This window comes from Sphingobium sp. TKS, from assembly GCF_001563265.1.
In the GTDB taxonomy this organism is placed as follows: domain Bacteria; phylum Pseudomonadota; class Alphaproteobacteria; order Sphingomonadales; family Sphingomonadaceae; genus Sphingobium.
In genome coordinates this window covers 3849933-3865207 of record NZ_CP005083.1, presented here as the reverse complement: position 1 = coordinate 3865207, position 15275 = coordinate 3849933, and the positions used below count along the sequence as shown (strand labels likewise).

At 63.3% G+C, this 15275-nt stretch carries 8 protein-coding genes; 2 read left to right on the top strand and 6 right to left on the bottom strand.

The features are described from left to right. Window positions 1-157: 157 nt before the first annotated feature. Both K426_RS19105 and K426_RS19100 read left to right on the top strand, forming a co-directional pair. Window positions 158-652 carry an Hsp20/alpha crystallin family protein gene (locus tag K426_RS19105; RefSeq protein ID WP_037487144.1) on the top strand — a complete coding sequence of 165 codons (495 nt, stop codon included), beginning with the start codon at window positions 158-160 and terminating at the stop codon, window positions 650-652. A gap of 100 nt (window positions 653-752) precedes the next feature. Then, window positions 753-2213, top strand: coding sequence for a bifunctional aminoglycoside phosphotransferase/ATP-binding protein (locus K426_RS19100; RefSeq protein WP_021243108.1), 1461 nt, complete (start codon window positions 753-755; stop codon window positions 2211-2213). A 72-nt stretch (window positions 2214-2285) separates the two neighbouring features. On the opposite strand, the gene K426_RS19095 is transcribed toward K426_RS19100, so the two are convergent. The 6 genes from K426_RS19095 to istA form a co-directional block, all read right to left on the bottom strand. Further along, window positions 2286-2612, bottom strand: coding sequence for a TraR/DksA family transcriptional regulator (locus tag K426_RS19095; RefSeq protein ID WP_013846853.1), 327 nt, complete (start codon window positions 2610-2612; stop codon window positions 2286-2288). 54 nt (window positions 2613-2666) lie between these two features. Next, on the bottom strand, window positions 2667-2903 hold the full coding sequence (locus K426_RS19090) for a hypothetical protein (protein ID WP_013846854.1): 237 nt from the start codon (window positions 2901-2903) through the stop codon (window positions 2667-2669). 111 nt (window positions 2904-3014) lie between these two features. Further along, a complete protein-coding gene (locus tag K426_RS19085) occupies window positions 3015-11426 on the bottom strand; it encodes a GH36-type glycosyl hydrolase domain-containing protein (protein WP_021690816.1) in 8412 nt (2803 codons plus the stop codon). 3 nt (window positions 11427-11429) lie between these two features. Next, window positions 11430-12443, bottom strand: coding sequence for a universal stress protein (locus K426_RS30450; protein WP_021690817.1), 1014 nt, complete (start codon window positions 12441-12443; stop codon window positions 11430-11432). A 361-nt stretch (window positions 12444-12804) separates the two neighbouring features. Continuing rightward, on the bottom strand, window positions 12805-13644 hold the full coding sequence (gene istB / locus K426_RS19075) for an IS21-like element helper ATPase IstB (protein WP_037487499.1): 840 nt from the start codon (window positions 13642-13644) through the stop codon (window positions 12805-12807). Between the two features lie 17 nt (window positions 13645-13661). After that, window positions 13662-15149: an IS21 family transposase gene (gene istA / locus K426_RS19070; protein WP_037487497.1), complete on the bottom strand. Its 1488-nt coding sequence runs from the start codon at window positions 15147-15149 to the stop codon at window positions 13662-13664. Between the last annotated feature and the right edge of the window lie 126 nt (window positions 15150-15275).

Sequence of the window (15275 nt, the reverse complement as noted above, 5' to 3'; positions counted from 1 at the left end):
AAACGCCCCTCAGTAACTTTCCGGATAGAGCCCACCCAGGCAACCGCATAGCCTCCTCCTCGCTCGAGGGCCGGATCGCTGTTGGCCTGATTCATCGGCCATCCCCCCCCCCCCGCCCAATCCGGACCTCGAGCATTCATTTCGCAGGAGGTCCGCCATGAATGATCAGGTTCCAGCGACCACGTCCAAGGCCAATCCGATCAGCCCAATTCTCGATCATCCGGTTGATTGGCTTCGCACGGAGATTGACCGCCTCTTCGAAGATTTTGGCCGCCCCGCCGCCAGTCTGTTCGGTGTCGGCAATCGATCTTCAATCGCGCCAGTTCCGGCTATTGAACTTGTCGATGAGGACAAGGCCTATCGCCTCACCGCCGAGCTCCCTGGCCTGTCCGATGATGATATCGATATCAGCGTCGCTGACGGTCTCCTGACGATAGCCGGCGAAAAGAAGGAGGAGACCGAACGCAAGGACAAGGGCTATGTATTCAGCGAACGGCGATATGGCTCCTTCCGGCGCCAGGTATCCTTGCCCAGCGACGTTGACCCGAACGGGATCACCGCTGCATTCAAGGATGGTGTCCTCACCGTCACACTGACCAAGGATGAAAATGCGCCAGCGCGGAGTCGGAAGATCGAAATCGGGCAGGCATAGCAGTTTGCCGGAGGCTTCGACGGGACCTCGGCACCACGCAGACCCGCAAGCCGACGTCATAACCCTTCTCGAGGGACGAGCCTTCGGCTCTGGAGAGACCATGCGTCGGATCGACACGCATGCGGCGCGTGTGTTCCTCGTCGGCGATCGTGCATGGAAGCTCAAGCGTGCCGTCCAGTTCGACTATCTGGATTTTTCAACCGCCGATAGACGCCGCGCCGCCCTGGAAGCGGAGCTACGGCTTAATCGCAGGACCGCGCCGGAACTCTACCTGGCGGTTCGCCCGGTATCCAAGAATTCGGCGGGCTGCCTGAACCTCGATGGCGAGGGAGAACCTGTCGATTGGCTTCTGGAGATGCGCCGCTTTCCCGATGACGCCTTGCTCGATCATGTGGCAACCCAAGGTGGCCTGACCGATGTGCTGATCACGCAGCTCGCAGACCGGATCAAGGCATTTCATGATGGCGCCGAGACTTGCCTGTCCGGATCGGGGCGCAGCCGTTTGGAAGCCGTCATTGCCGGGAATGATCGAAGCATGGCTCGATTCCCCGACATTCTTCCCGCTCGGCTCGTGAGAGACCTGATCGACAGGCAAGTCGCCCTGCTGGCCCAGCACTCCGATCTGCTCGATTCACGTGCGCGAAGCGGGCGCGTGAGACATGGCCATGGCGATCTGCATCTGGGTAACATTGCCGTGATCGACGGGAGCCCCGTCCTGTTCGACTGCCTGGAATTCAGTCCCGAACTTGCGACCGGCGATGTCCTTTACGACCTTGCGTTCCTACTCATGGATTTATGGGGCCGCGGCCTTCATTGCGAAGCGAATGCCCTGTTCAATCGCTATCTGGACATTTCCCCTCAAGACGAGGCCGGCGTGGCTCTTGTGCCATTGTTTCTTTCGATCCGAGCCGGGATTCGCGCCCATACATCGGCCGCACAGGCGAGCGATGGTTCAGACGAAGCTCTGACCCAAAAGGCCAGCGCCTATCTGACGCTGGCGCGCGCAGTGCTCGAACCGGTGCCCGCGCGGCTCGTCGCCATTGGCGGGCTCTCCGGGTCCGGCAAGTCCACAATAGCGAAACTGATCGGCCATTCCCTCGGCGAGGTTCCAGGCGCGCGTATTCTGAGATCCGATGTGCTGCGGAAGCGACTTGCCGGCGTGCCGCCAGAATCGCCGCTTCCCAAAGACGCATATACCCTGTCCGCGAACGCAGCGATTTACACAGAGCTGAGACGGCTGGCGGGACACATGCTTTACGCCGGGCATTCGGTGGTGGCCGACGCTGTCCATGCGAAGCCTGAAGAGCGCACGGCGATCCAGGAGGTCGCACTGCGACGAGATGCGCGCTTCGATGGCATATGGCTCAACGCGTCGCCGGATATGCTGACCGCGAGGGTATCCAGCCGGACACATGACGCTTCGGATGCCAACGCAGCTGTTGTCGCGATGCAGACCCGCTACGATCTGGGTCACATCAACTGGCACCGCGTCAACGCGGCGGATGACCGCAAGACGGTCGCAACGCAGGTCATGGACGTCCTGGATGTCCGCCATTTGTGACGGGGAATGATGCAAGCCGCGCATGTCGCCCCAGCCGAAGGGATTCTCCATCCGGTGAGGTCGCGATGCCGATCATTGTTCGGCGCGTGCGCAATCGATGCACAATGCTGCCTCCGGCCGTGCATCCAGCCGAGCCGGTGCAATCTGCGACCCACAACGAACGCATTCGCCATAGGTGCCCTTCGCAATTCGCTCCAGGGCACGATCGATCGAAGCGGCCTCCCGCACGATCAAGCTTGCCTCGGCTTCCAGACCCGCATCATCTTCGACTTCGACGGCCTGTTCCGATGAGTCCGCATTAAGGGGCTCAGCCAGATCCGCATTCACTCGCGTCAGCCGAGCGCGAAGTTCCGACAGTCGCTCTGTCAGGCGCTCTTCTATGGCGGCTGTGTCAGTCACGGAGATTCCTTCAGAACAGTAGGTACCGAAATCGGCTTGGGGTTCGGTGCAGATTTATAGCGCCTTCTTCAGACGCAGGTAAGCCGAACGAAGTTCATCAGCGAGCACCTGGAGCGCGGCCTTGATGTTACCGCCGCTCTCCTGAAGGCGAGCTTCTGCAACGAAATGGTGCCATTTGGTTTCGAGCTCGTCCCACTCCTCGCGAGCTTCCATCGCGCCCAGATGCACCTGGACCTTGGCTTCGTCCCGGAGCTTGGCAAGATCAGCCTTAAGTTCTTCAATGGTGCTCATCGGTCGCTCCCCGGCAACAAGGTGTTGAGAAGTGTTCCTGTAGCCGAGCCTGAAGCACTGGGCGCTACGTAAAGCACCGGATACACGTTGGCCCCAGTCCTGGATTGCTCTTCAGGCTCGCTGCGCAACCCGCACGACGACTATCCGCGTATGATCGTTCTCGGGGAACGGGATTCCGCGTGCGTCCCAGAGCGTCCCTTCAACCTCGATTACCGGTTCTTCGCTCTCCAGAGTATCATCCGTCTCGATCGTTACATGAATAGATCCACGGCCTCGCCGCAGGGTCAATTCGACGCTCTCCCAGTCCCTGGGCAAGACGGGGCGCACCTGAAGTTCGCCGCCCACGAGCCGAACGCCAAGAATCTCCTCTACCGCCAACCGCCATGTCCAGGCTGCGGCACCCGTGTACCAGGTCCAGCCACCTCGGCCGAGGTAGGGCTCCATGCCGGCAATGTCAGCCGCCACGACATAAGGCTCGGTTCGATAATGGGCGGCGCTGCGAGCCGTCGCGGCATGCTGAATAGGATTGATCCGGTCGAAGAGCGCCTTGGCCCCGTCACCATCCCCCGTGCGCGCGAGCGCGAGCGCGAGCCAGCTTGCCGCGTGAGTATACTGGCCTCCATTCTCGCGAATTCCCGGCGGATAGGCCTTGATATAACCCGGCTCACGCGGCGTGCGGTCAAAGGGCGGATCCAGCAGACGCACGAGACTGTCGTCATCCCGAACCAGATATCGTCTGGCCGAAGCGAGCGCCGATCGGGTACGCTCGACCTTGCCGGCACCCGACAATACGGACCACGACTGCGCGATGGAATCGATGCGGCATTCCTGTTCTTCCGACGCGCCCCATGGGCGGCCGTCGTCGTCGAATGCGCGCAAATACCATTCGCCATCCCACCCCGACCGTTCCACCGCGGCCGCGAGCGTCTCTGCGCGGCCGTTCCAATGGTCGCGGAACTCGTTCCGGTCCGCATCCACACAATGACGCGTGAAATTTCGGATGGTCGCGATGAGAAACCAGGCGAGCCATATGCTTTCGCCATGCCCCCGGTTGCCCACGCGATCCATGCCGTCATTCCAGTCCCCTGCACCAATCAGCGGGAGGCCATGAGACCCGAGGCGGTAGGCGTGGGAAAGCGCGCGCTCGCAATGAACGAACAGGGATTGCGTGTAGTCACTCACCTCGAAACGCGCATAGCGATCGGTTTCTTCGGCCGTGAGCGGGGGCGCCCGCAGAAAAGGAACCAGCTCGCTCAGGATGGTTTTGTCTCCGGTCGCCTCAACATAATGAGCAACGGCGTACGGTAGCCAGACCAGATCGTCCGAGCAGCGCGTGCGGACGCCGCGATCCAATGGCGGATGCCACCAATGCAGCACGTCGCCTTCCTCGAACTGATGGGCAGCCGCGGCAAGGATATGCTGCCGTGTTGCATTCGGATCGACATGGATCTGTGCCAGAACATCCTGCAGCTGGTCGCGAAAACCGAAAGCGCCGCTCGCCTGATAAAAGCCCGCGCGGGCGCGGATGCGGGCGCTGAGCGACTGGTGCGGCAACCACCGGTTGACCATCAGGTCAAAGGCGGGATCGGGCGTCTTGACCTGCACCGCGTCCAGCCTGTCCTTCCAGAAACCGGCACACTCCCGCGCCGCGGTCTCGAAGGCCGATGGGTCCTGCCAGCGACGGACAAGGTCACGCGCGTGATCCAGGTCGTCGCCCTGCCCCAGCACAAAGCAAACTTCTGCGGTTCCTTCAGCCGGGATATCAAGATGGACCTGCAGGGCGGCGCAGCAGTCGTCACCGGCAGCATGCTGCCGGTGACCAAGATCCCAGTTCAGAAGTCCGAGGGGACTGGTGGGGTCGGCGTCATCGCCGTGAAAATCGTAGCGTGAGGTGGTGAGCGTGTGGACCGGAAGTGTCGAAGCAAGAAAGGAGATGCGGTCGGCAAATTCGTCGGTCCAGGGATTTTGGCCGAGAATCGCGTGCGAGATCGGATCATAGAATGAGCGGCGCAGGGGCGCCTGTTCTCCTTGCACAGCGCCCATCAGCCATTCGGCATAGTAGGTAGCCGTGATCCGGCGCGGACGCGGCAACTGATTACGCAAGCGAAGCCGGACAAGCTTCACGGTGTCGTGCGTCGGCACGATGACGGAGAGCTCCTGTTCAAGGCCTTCGCTATGCCGGTGCCAGGACGTACGGTCGGGGCCGTGATCGATGCGGCATGCCGTGTCTCCACCGGCCGGAAGCGGCGTCGGCGTCCAGAGCCGTGCGTTTTCCTCATCGCGCAGATAAAGGCGTTCGCCTTGAGGATCTTCGACAGGGTCGTTGAACCACGGCGTGAGACGGTTTTCACCACTGTTTATCGCCCAGGTGAAGCCCAGACCGCCCTCGGTCACGATCGTCCCGAAGCCGTCGTTGGCGAGGACGTTGGCCCAGGGCGCAGGGGTCGGCGCACCGGGTTCCAGATAGATAGTATAGTCGCCCGTATCCGGATCGAAGCCTCCCCACCCATTATCGAATTGCAGATCAGCCGGGCGCGGTACGGGCGCCGTCATGATTGTACCGGAGTTCGCCCCGACCGGCGCGAACAGAGGGCCCGGATGCGGCGGCTGGTCGTATCGCGCAAGCTGGTCGACTAGGCTGCCGCCGGCTTCGTCAAGGATGAGGCGGGCAACCTGATCGAGAAGCGCCGCCCGCTCGCCATCGGATGGACCGATGCCGACGAGGTGTATCCCGGCATGGGTGCCAAGGCGATCCTGTAGCCCGGCATCCTTCAGCACTTCCAGAAGACGCTCGCGGACGGGCTCGATATAGCCCGACGTTCCTTCATGCGTCACCACCAGGTCGATCGGCATACCACGCTGCCGCATGAGCTTGTGGAAGGAGAGAAGCTGTCGAAGCAGGTCCTGCTGCTCCGCGGTTCCGGAACGCAGCATCAAAATAGGATGGTCGCCCGATATCCCGAGCGCCCAAAGGTCCCCGCGCCGAAATGTGCGCGCGCCGGCCGATCCCGGCTCTGCCGCTCTGGTGAGAAGAGTGGACAGCAACGCCTGCGCCTGCGGCACGATGTGCGGCTGCAGGCCCAGCTTGTGCATCTCGCGCGCCGCCGCACTTGCCGTATCGCTCACAGCCCAGTCGAGTGACGGCAGGGTGGTAAAGCGCTCGGCAAGTTCGAGGGCCGATTGCCGGGATCCAGCCGCAATGGTGACGAAGGCGAATTCACGTCGCGCGCGCGGAGGCAGTTCCACCGTCATCCTGATCGCGCAGATCGGATCAAGCGTCCAGCCGAGCGGGCCACCAGGCAGTTCCCCGGTCAACAATGCGGGCCGCCTGGGGCACCCATATCGTCCGATGAAAGCGCTGCGATCGGCTTCGAGACCGAGCAGGGTAACGCCATCTTCATCCCCGATCACACGGGTCAGCAGGACGGGCGGACGTTCCGCCGAACTGCGCGGCCGCCGCGTGAAAAGCAGGCCGTCATTGCCAGGCAAGGCTTCCGCCCCCACGAACAGCTTGCTGAAGGCAGGGTGGCGCGCCGCGTCCTGGGCCGGAGCCAGAACGATCTGCGCGTAGCCCGTGACTTCGATGGTCCGGGGCTTATCGCTATCATTGACAAGAGCGACACGCCGGATCTCCAGGTCGTCGGCATTGGCGACATTGATCGTTGTCGTGACCGACAAGCCGTGGGCGCGCTGGTGGAACTCCACCTGATGCGCTTGGAAGATCACCTCCGGCGCGTCTTCGGGTCGAGAAAAGGGGCCGCCCGTTGCCGACCAGGTAACATCTGCATCCCGGTCGTGCAGATAGATCCAGAAACCTGCGTCCCCACGGGTCAGGGCATGCTGGTTCCAGCTCAGCCCACCTGCACCGTCTGTCCGAATGCGGCTCGAAAGCCGGCCATTGCCGAGAATCTGCCACGCGTGCTCCCCACGGCGCCGAGTGGGTGCCCAGCCGTAAAGGCCCGGAATCAGTTCGTCGGGTTCCGGCTGTGGCTCACGAACCTCAAGCCGCGCGATCTCGGGCGGCAGCTCCCATGGAATCCTTTCGTTAAGGAGCAGGTCGACGGTGCGGATATGAGGATCGGTGTGGAACCAGCGCACGAGCATGTCATCGCACAACGCGTTTCCGAGCGCGGCAAGGCTCATGCCATGATGATGAGCCATGTAGGAGCGCACGACGGCAAAGCGTTCACCGTCAGGCGCCCGCTCGGGCGTGAAGTCGACCGCTTCGAAAAATCCGTATCGGCCGATGAGGCCAAGATCCGCCAGAGTTTGAAGGTTGCGCGTCGCCAGCGCGGGCCGGATCGTCAGCGCCAGCGCCGTCGCATAGGGGCTGATAACCAGATCGCGCCCCAGACCTCGCTGGAGGCCGAGCGCAGGGACGCCGAATGCGTGATATCGGTAGACGCGGTCCTCGCCCATCGATGCGAAGGACGACTCCGAAATACCCCAAGGCATATCATGTGACCGCCCGAATGCGATCTGGATAGCAATCGCGGTCCGGTCACTCATTCCGAGCAGGGTTTGGGGATCGCTCTGCAGGAAGATGTTCGGCATCAGATATTCGAACATCGAGCCGTTCCACGATATCAACGCCAGGCCTGCGTGCTGCTTGGTGATGGGCCGCCCGAGATGGAACCAGTGCAGAGGCTCTATGTCGCCCTTCGCGATGGCGAAAAAGCTGGCGAGGCGTGCTTCGCTGGCGAGCAGATCGTAGTGGTGCGGATCTATTCGATCGGCGCTCACATTGTAGCCGATATGAAAGAGCCGGCTGCCGGCATCGAACAGGAACGAGAAGTCCATGGCGTGCGCGGCGGCGTTAGCGCGACTGGAGAGGTCATCGAGGCGGTCATGAAGCGCTTGCCGGGCCGCCTGGCCTTCCTCGATCACCGCCTGGAGATCGTGCGCCCATTGCCGGCTTTCCGCCGGTAGCTGGTCTCTCGCCGCATTGAGGACGCCAATTGCTGCCGCGGCGCCCGCGTGCGTGGACGGCAGCCGGTCGTTCGCCAACAGGTCGGCGACTTTTGCCGCGACGTTCGAACACTCTGCCGGATGCGGCGCGAGCGTCTCCCACCAGGGCGAGAACAGCCGAAGGTCTCGCCGCATGCCGGACAGATGATGTTCGAGCCGCTCCAGCCAGGCTTGGACATTCCGCAGGGAGGCGATTTCATCCTCGCCGACGCTTTCGGCCATCAGGGTAATCTGCTCGCGCAGGCGAGGAAGATCGGTCGACAGGAGATCGTCGATCCTCTCGGCCCAGTCTTGCCTCCCTTCCTCAATCCTGCGGGCGGTTTCCCGCATAGCCTCAAGGATCGAGCCGGCGGCGGAGGCCGCTTCGAGGTCGATCGTCGCAATCGCTTCGGCGAGCAACTCGATATTGTCGTCAAACCCTCGCCACAAATCCGTGGCGACCGGTGGCAAGCTTCTGGCTTCCTGAAGGGCTCGCGCGACGGTGATCAGACTGACCGCGAGATTTCCGCTGTCGACGGTCGAAACATATCGGGGCTCCAGGGCCGCGAGCGTTCTCGTCTCGTACCAGTTGAGAATATGCCCGCGGTAGCGGTCCAGGCGATCCAACGTATCGAGCGTGTTGTGAAGCCGTGTCGCAACCTCGTTGAGGCCGATATGTCCGAGGCGCCAGGCAGTGAGGACCGATACCATCATCATTCCGATGTTGGTCGGCGAGGTTCGGTGCGCGATTTCCTCGTCGGGCGGCTCCTGATAGTTATCGGGTGGCAGCCAGTTGTCCTCGGGGCGCACAAAGGTCTCGAAAAAGAGCCAGGTGCGCCGCGCCATCAGTCTCAGGAACTTTCGATCGTTTTCGGACAGCGTGTCCTTTGCCGGCTCAATCGGACGGCTGATCCGGATCGCGATCTCAGGCGCAATGAACCAGAGCAGCAGCAGGGGAGCCGCGACAGGCAGGGAAGCGGGCGCGGCAAGGAACAGACCCGCGCCGATGATCAGCGCGAACACCGGAGAGGCGGCCATGTCACGCCATGCCGCCAGTCGCGGATGTCGCGCCGCGTTGCGCGTCGCCATGTGGGCGGCCGACGTCCATTCGAGCTTTCTTTGGCCCGAATGGAGACGCCATAGGGTGATGGCAATGGCATGCAGCGCTATCATCGCGTCACTGACGAGAAAGACGATAGCGAGAAACCAGCGACCCGCGTGATCCGCCAGACGTCGCAGCAGGTTCTGCATGACGCCGCGGCGGCGGCCCTGCGCGAGGCCGGTCACGAGGTCCGTAAAGAGATATGCACCGGGCGCGATGACGGCAAGCAAGGTCCAGACCCAGGGCTGCCCATGGAGAAGAAACCATCCACCCACCAGCAGCGCCACAATACTCGCTGGAATTATGCTGCGCCGCAAATTGTCGAATATCTTCAGCCGATCGAACCAGCCGAGCCGGTTGCGCAGCCATCGGCCATCGCCGCCGGGCACGAAGGGAAAGAGCCATGGCAGGATCTGCCAGTCCCCACGGACCCATCTGTGCCAGCGCCAGGTGAAGTCGAGATAGCTGGTCGGGAAGCTCTCATAAACGATCGCATCGCTGACCAGCGCCGCTCGCCCGTGCAGTCCTTCGAACAGGTCATGGCTGAGAAGTGTATTCTCGGGAACGCGCCCTTCGAGGCTCCGATGAAAGGCCGCCACATCATAGAGGCCCTTGCCCACGTAGACGCCTGTGCCGAGCAGGTCCTGATAGACGTCGGATACGGCGCGCGAATAGATATCGATGGTCGTGTCGCCCCCGTAGAGGCGCGAAAACAAGGATTGGCCGGTCGCTTCCGGCGCCAGCTCAACGCGCGGCTGAAGAACCGTATATCCTCGTTCGACCGCGCCGGTCGCAGCGTTGAAGTGGGCGCGGTTAAGGGGATGAGATAGCGTCCCCACCAGTCGCCGGACGATGCCGGCCGACAACCTGGTATCGGCATCGGCCGTCATCACGAAACGGCATCGCCGCAACCGTTCGATGCTGCCGACGGTCACATTGAAGGGGGACGCATCTCCGTTCAGGATGAAGGCGTTGAACTGCTCAAGCTTTCCGCGCTTTCGCTCCCAGCCCATCCAGCAGCCCTGGGCCGCGTTGAACCGTCGTGGCCGATGCAGCAAATGGAACGGCCCACGTCCCTTGGCATTGGCAAAGCGCGCGTTGAGTTCCTCGATCCCGCTGGTCAGCGCGCGAACGATATCGGCATCGACCGAGACACTTTCCTGTGATGCATCGGCGAAGTCGCTGAGCAGCACGAATTCGAGCGCGGCGTCGGGATTGGAAAGGCGGTGCGCCTCCAGGCGCCGAAGCAGCGGCGCGATGTCCGACAATCGCGCGACCAAGACAGGCATCACGACTGCCGTCGCCGAACTTTCGGGGATGCCTTCCTTGAAATCGAGCTTGGGGAGTACGTTCGGCCGAACGATGTGGGTCACGAGCCAATTGACGAAGGTGATGCTCAGGATCGATGCGGGTAGCAGGGTGAGCGCGATCCCTAGAAGCCAGGATCCGGCGGTGGCGCCGGTGGAAACCAGATAGGCTGCGGGTAGAGCAAAGCCCGCAAGGCCCGCGAGCAGCAAGGCGGCTGCATAAAGCAGGCCTGGATAACGCAGCGCGCGTCGCAATATCGAGCCCGGCGTCCATGGACGAGGATCGATCGCGTCGGCAAAGGCAGGCCGTCCGATATCGATGAGCCAGAAGCCTACATGGCCCGATGGCGCTTCGTCGCTGCTATGGCACTGGCGCAAGGCACGCTCGGCGACATCCCATTCCGGGAGTCCCGACTGGTCGGCAAGCTGCTCGACCGCATGGCGATATCGATCGCGCGTATCGAAGTCCATATGTGGATAGACGCCTGCCGGGTCGCGCCGGAGGATGGCTTCGACCTGGCTCGTTCGATCGAAGAAGTCGTTCCATTGAATCGTCGCGATCACGCCAAGGTTCGCGATTGCGCGCGCGACGCATTCCGTATCGTCAAAACCAACCATCGCCGTGTCGGGCGTCTCGACGATCTCAAAGGGCGGCTCGACCTCCGGGAAGAGGTGGCTGAAACCTCCGATGAGCAATTCCAGGCAGACTATGCGCAGCATGGTCGGGAAGGCCCAGGTCTCGGCGATGCTGAGCGGCATCGTCTTTTGATATTGTTCTACGAACAGCACCGCGCCATTCAGCGAGACCTGCAGGTGAGAAGCCTGCAGCAAGGCATGGGCAAGCTGATGCACGCGAGGGCGACCGAGCCCGTCCCCGGAGATCGCCGGAAGTTTCGCGTAGAACTCTTCGGGAAGATCCTCGCGGATCTGCAGGATGGCGCGTTGTATCTGATAATCGTTGTCGAGCAGCCATTCAGCCGCGGCGCCTGCGCGCTTGTCGGCCTTGGCGGCCGCCTGTCGGGCCTGCCTCAGCCACGTCTTCATCTCCTCGAGATGCGCCCATGCGGGCAGCGGCACCGACTTGCCGAGCAGTCCTGTCAGGTGATGACGGTCGGCGACCTCCTCCGCCGCCCCGGCGAGCGGATCGCGCTCCTCATAATCGGCCATCAATCAGACCTGAATGGCCGTTGGCAATCTCACGCTCTGGCTGGCGGCAGGCGAAGTCATTTGCGCCTTGCGGCTCGCCGAAGGCAGGACGAGCATCGGGACACTGCAATGGGCCATCAGATAGGAGGCAACCGTTCCGTACGGGACGTCCCTGACATGCTGATGCCCGTGCCCGCGTGCGGACATCACCGCGAGATCAGCCGCTTCGCGATCGACCAACGCGCAAAGCGTGTCGCGAACGTCGCCGCCACGGATGACAATCGCGCGAGCGCGAAGGCCCATCGCCGAAAGATTGGACCTGGTCCGATCCAGATAGCTGCGCGCGGCCTGCTCGTTGCGTTCGATCAGGTTTTCGCGCAGCGTCTCGTCTTCGGTTTCCAGGGGTCGCGCCTGGATCATTTCGGGCGTGGGGACGACATGAACGAGCAGCAGCTCGGCGTCGGCTGCCTTCGCGAGGCGCACCGCAAGGGGCAGCACGCTTTCGGCCCAGCGCGAGCCATCGAGCGGCACCACGATCCGTCGATAGGCCGAACCCGGGACGGGCGCTTCCACCGGAACAAGCAGGACAGGGCCTGGTGCCTGGGACAGCACCTTGTGGACCGTGCCCCCCACGCCGTCGCGGCCGGCTTCCTTTCGTCCGCGCCTGCCCAGCACGACCATCCCTTCGTCACACTCCCGCACGTACCGGCAGATTTCCTCCGCCGCCGGTCCTTCTGCGAGCTCAATGGTCGTTTGAGATGAGGACGGTTCGATCGTCGCAGCACAACGATCGAGCACCCGCATGGCCTCGCGGCGACGAAGATTGCACTCGATGGGGTCAGGCCGTGCGTCGGGCGACGCGTCTCTGTCCAAGACCTGAAGCAGCGTTACCGGAACGTCGAGCGTTGAAGCCAGAGCAAGAGCGTGTGGATAGATCCACGCGTTGCGATCGGTGCAATCGATGCACGCGACGACGCCGGATGTCTTCGCGGACATTCGGGGCTGGGAGAAGGATGGAAAGGCAGATACGGCAGACATAGGAAAACCTCCTGTTGCCGTCCGTCTCCCCGCTACCGGCGGCGCTCATTCCGACTGTTGCTATCAACGTCATCTGGCCGGACCCTGTTCCCCGATTCCAGCCAGCACTCAAAGGCTATCGGCGGTTCCAGGATGGGGCCATTAGGGCTTTTACGAATGCCGCCGGACTCAGACGACGTTCTCGGGTAACCTTCCCGAGCTCGCGATTGCGCGACAATATGCGGGTGAACCCAGGCTGTCAACGGCGGTCTGATTCCAAGCCAGCGGGGCGGAGTAAAAGCAGGCCATTGTTGATGCAGGGATGATGATATGAAGAGGGCCCCGATCGGGGCCCTCTTCATATCATTGTTGTCTTTGCCGATCAGGTGGTGGTGATCTGGCCGGTGTCCGGGTCGATGGTGTCGCTGGCCGGGTATTGCTCCGCCCTGGCGGCGGATCGGCGGCGGCCGGCGGACTGCTTCAGCCGGTAGCTGTCGCCGTTCATGGTCAGAATACTGACGTGGTGGGTCAGCCGGTCGAGCAGCGCGCCGGTGAGCCGTTCGGAGCCCAGGACCTGTGTCCAGTCCTCGAAGGGCAGGTTGGACGTGACGATGGTCGAGCCGCGCTCGTAGCGCTGCGAGAAGACCTCGAACAGCAGTTCGGCGCCGGTCGCCGTCAGCGGCACATAGCCCAGCTCATCGACGATCAGCAGCTTGACCGCGGCAAGCTCGCGCTGGAGCTTGAGCAGCCGGCGCTCGTCGCGCGCCTCCATGAGTTGGTTGACCAGTGCGGCGGCGGTGGTGAACGCGACCGTGAACCCCTTCTGGCAGGCCGCCAGGCCCAGCGCGAGCGCGGCATGGGTCTTGCCGGTGCCGCTGTTGCCAAGTGCGATGACGTTCTCGCGGCGCAGGATGTACTCGCAGCGGGCCAGCTCGAGCACCAGCGGCTTGTTGAGGCTGGGGATGGCGGCGAAGTCGAACGTGTCGAAGCTCTTCACCGCCGGGAACCGGGCGGCCCGGATGCGTCGCTCGACCGTGCGCCGTTCGCGGTCGATCAGCTCCAGTTCGATCAGCCGGAGCAGGTAGCGCGGGTGATCGACACCATCGCGGGCGCACTCGCGGGCGACCTTGTCATACTCGCGCAGCACCGTCGGCAGCTTCAGCTGCTTGAGGTGATGGGCGAGCAGCACCTGCGGCGCCGTGCTCATCGTGCCCGTGGGCATCGGGTCATCAGCCCGGGTCATGCCGCCAGCACCGCATAGTCGGCCGCCGACGTCGTCTTCACCGCGGTTCTGGGCAGATGCGGATAGGCCGCCAGATCGAGCCGGGCGGGCCGCCGCTCGATGCGCGCCAGCGCGATCAGCTTGACTGCGTCGAAGCCGGGCGCGCCGATCTGGATCGCCTGGGTCACCGCAGCGGTGACGATATCGAGCGGCAAGGCCTCCAGCAGCCGCAGGACCTGGATGAACTCGCGCTTGCCGCGATTGCCCATCCTGGCCTCCAACAGATGCCGCAGATGCTGGAACACCTCAGGCAGGCGCCAGCCCTGCAACGCAGCCGCCTGGTCGAGCGCCCCCGGCTTGGTCTCGATGAGGGCGAGATAGTGGAGCGGCTCGGCGATGAACGCACCTTCGGCGTAGCAGCGGGGATGCCGGGCGATCTCCTGCCCACCGCACAGGATCACGACCTCATCGACGAAGCCCTTCACCACGACGTCCTGGAACCCATAGGCCGTCGGCACCGAGTAGTCGTTGGTCCGGTAGCGCACCAGCGCCGTCGAGGAGACACGCGCTGCCCGCTTCTCGCACGGTTCCAGCGGCACCGCCGGCAATGGGCGCAGCGCTGCCAGATCGGCCACCAGGCGCTCACCGATGGTCGCGGTGTGCCGGCCGGCACGCTCGGCCTGGCGCGCGCGGCAGCGATGCTCCAGTTCGGCGTTGAAGGCATCGAAGCTCGCCGCGTCAGGGACCGGCGTCATGAAGCAGCGCCGGGCAAACTTCACCAGTCCCTCGACCTTGCCTTTGTCGTTGCCCTTGCCCGGACGGCCGAAGCGGTCTCGGAACAGGTAATGGCTGACCAGTTCGGTGAAGGCCCGCGTCCGCTCGCGCTTCCCGTCGCCGCAGATCTTCGCCACCGCGATCTTGGTGTTGTCGTACAGGATCGATAGCGGCACTCCGCCGAAGAAGGCGAACGCCGACACGTGCCCGTCGAGGAATGCCTCGGTGGTCTCGCGCGGGAACGCCTTCACGAAGCAGGCGTCCGACTGCGGCAGGTCGATACAGAAGAAGTGGATCTTCTGCCGCACCCCGCCGATCACCCCGACCGCTTCGCCAAAATCGACCTGCGCATGGCCCGGTGGGTGGGCCAGTGGCACGAACGTCTCGCGCCCGCGGGCTCGGCTGATCCGGACATAATCCTTCACCACCGTGTAGCCGCCTGCAAAGCCATGCTCGTCGCGGAGCCGCTCGAAGATCCGCTTGGCGGTATGCCGCTGCTTCACCGGCGCGGTCCCATCCGCCGCCAGGATCGCGTCGATCACCGGTAGCAGAGGACCCAGCTTCGGCTTCTCCACGGGCTTGGTCCGCGTGTAGCCCGGCGGTAGCGAGAACCGGCACATCTTCCCCACCGTCTCCCGGCTCAGCCCGAAGACCCGCGCCGCCTCGCGCTGGCTGTGACCCTCGATAAACACAAAGCGCCGAACAGCGGCGTAGCTCTCCACGGCAAACATCCTTGGCCGACCTCAAAAAGGTTCAGCCTAACCAATGGCCGGATTTTACTCCGCCGCGCTCAGCACAATGCCGGCGCTCCACTGGCTGGTTTTGTCACCGCCATGCACACCAGGCGGATCATCACC

Excerpts from the sequence above, each read along its gene's own strand:
- K426_RS19105 (WP_037487144.1), top strand. The coding sequence starts at position 158 with ATGAATGATCAGGTTCCAGCGACCACGTCCAAGGCCAATCCGATCAGC.
- K426_RS19100 (WP_021243108.1), top strand. The coding sequence starts at position 753 with ATGCGTCGGATCGACACGCATGCGGCGCGTGTGTTCCTCGTCGGCGAT.
- K426_RS19090 (WP_013846854.1), bottom strand. The coding sequence starts at position 2,903 with ATGAGCACCATTGAAGAACTTAAGGCTGATCTTGCCAAGCTCCGGGAC.
- K426_RS19085 (WP_021690816.1), bottom strand. The coding sequence starts at position 11,426 with ATGGCCGATTATGAGGAGCGCGATCCGCTCGCCGGGGCGGCGGAGGAG.
- K426_RS30450 (WP_021690817.1), bottom strand. The coding sequence starts at position 12,443 with ATGTCTGCCGTATCTGCCTTTCCATCCTTCTCCCAGCCCCGAATGTCC.
- istB (WP_037487499.1), bottom strand. The coding sequence starts at position 13,644 with ATGCCCACGGGCACGATGAGCACGGCGCCGCAGGTGCTGCTCGCCCAT.
- istA (WP_037487497.1), bottom strand. The coding sequence starts at position 15,149 with ATGTTTGCCGTGGAGAGCTACGCCGCTGTTCGGCGCTTTGTGTTTATC.